At 43.3% G+C, this 1,791-nt stretch carries 1 protein-coding gene; it reads right to left on the bottom strand.

Annotation, left to right across the window (positions count from 1 at the left end):
* The coding region (locus CHU92_RS00225) for an immunoglobulin domain-containing protein (RefSeq protein ID WP_129582947.1) at nucleotides 1-1,176 on the bottom strand (1,176 nt) is incomplete at its 3' end.
* Between the last annotated feature and the right edge of the window lie 615 nt (nucleotides 1,177-1,791).

The raw sequence follows: 1,791 nt of genomic DNA, 5'->3' as shown, positions 1-1,791 counted from the left end.
GGTAACGGTTATGGCCTTTACCTGCCCGGGCAGTATCACGTCAACATCAGGGTTGGTGCTGTTTATGGTTATTACAGGCACGGTTAATACCAGGCTGTTTGACTGTGCCGTACAGGTTCCGGATGTAATTATTACGTGATAAGTGCCCGCGGTACTGGCTCCAAAAGTGGGATTATTGGCTCCGGTTATTAGGGTGTTGTTCCTGTACCACTGGTAGGTGAACCCTGCGCCTGTAACCGATGACGATAAAACAGTACTGGTATTTTGGCATATAGAAGTGCCGCCTGTAATTGTTACGGCACCTACAGGTATATTTACGGTAAAGGCGTTAGAGCTTACTACTCCAAAATCGGGGAGGGTTACTTTTAGTACATATGTTCCGTTTAGCTGCGGGGTGTTAAGGGTAATTTGCGGTGTAGTTGCCGAAGGTACTGCCACATTGTCCTTAAACCATTGGTATGAGTAGCCGTAAGTATTGCCCATAAGGCTTACAGCCCCGGAAGGCGTTATGGCATTAAACTGGTTCATAGCCAGCGTTACCGAAGCAGCGCTGCATGCGGTATAGCTGCCCTCTGGCTGTATGGAAATATTGAAAGCAGAAGGATATGCCAGCGTTACATTTTTTTCTTTAGTGATATTGCACGGCGATGGCTGCGTTACGGTAACTTTATAAGTGCCCTGCTGTGTTGCGTTATATGTAGCCTGTGTTGCCCCAGTAATAAGTATATCGTTCCTGTACCATTTATACACCGGGTTTTGTGCGTCAGTTATAGCAGTTATGGTAAGGCTTTCCCCCGGCATTATCACTGTTTGTGTATCAGGGTCTGTATCCAGGTTAAAATCTGTTTCATCAATTACTATGGCATTTGATTCAAATGAGCATGGCCCATTGGATACTTTTACATGATACACACCTCCCGATGTTGCAGCATAGACAGGGTTGTTTACACCGGCTACAGGCACATTGTCTTTATGCCATGTATAGGTATAGGCGGTGTTTTGTACACTGCTGGTAAGGGTTATACTGTTGCCTGGGCAAATGGTTGTAGCATTACCCTGCGAGGTAATAACAGGAGAGAGGGATGGCAACACCTGCACATTTATAATATTAGAGTAGGAGTTAAGCACACACGTACCATAATCTACAATTACATAATAGGAGCCGGCTTCTGTCACGTTTAATGAAGCGCCTGTCTCACCGGGAATTTCTATAAAATTCTTATACCATATATAGCTAAGCTGCGGGTAAAAAACCGGTGATGCCGGTGTACCGGTATTGTCAACCTGAAGGGTAAAACTGCCACCCTGGCAAACTGAAACTGTACCTGCATTATTATTTATTGAGAATGGCTGGTTATGTATGGCATAATATGCTGCAAACGCATTACTTGGATTGCTGAGTTTTACTGGATTTGTACTCCGTATCCTTATGCGGTATCCTTCGCCATAGGTATTGGTGGGTAATGAAAAATTACTTGATACGGGCGAGGTCGTATTGTTGAGTGTTTTAACAATAACGGGATTGCCAAAATTTCCCGCAGCGTCAGAAAGTTCTACTATAAACTGATTGCCGGCACCAAGGCTCTGAACAGGAAAAAATGAAAATGAAAAATTAAATGTATTAAATGTTGATGAGGCACAGGCCTGAGTGAAACCTATAGTTGGGGCAGAAATGGTGAACTGCCCACGGACATGAAATGTTAGCAGCAGGAAATAGCTAAAAAATAGATATTTTATATATTTCAGCCCAATAGCGTCCTAAACAATAAAAAAAAGAATGGTTAGTTTTTA

It is taken from the genome of Flavobacterium cyanobacteriorum (genome assembly GCF_002251835.1).
Lineage (GTDB): Bacteria > Bacteroidota > Bacteroidia > Flavobacteriales > Flavobacteriaceae > Flavobacterium > Flavobacterium cyanobacteriorum.
This window is presented reverse-complemented; position numbering and strand designations above follow the sequence as displayed.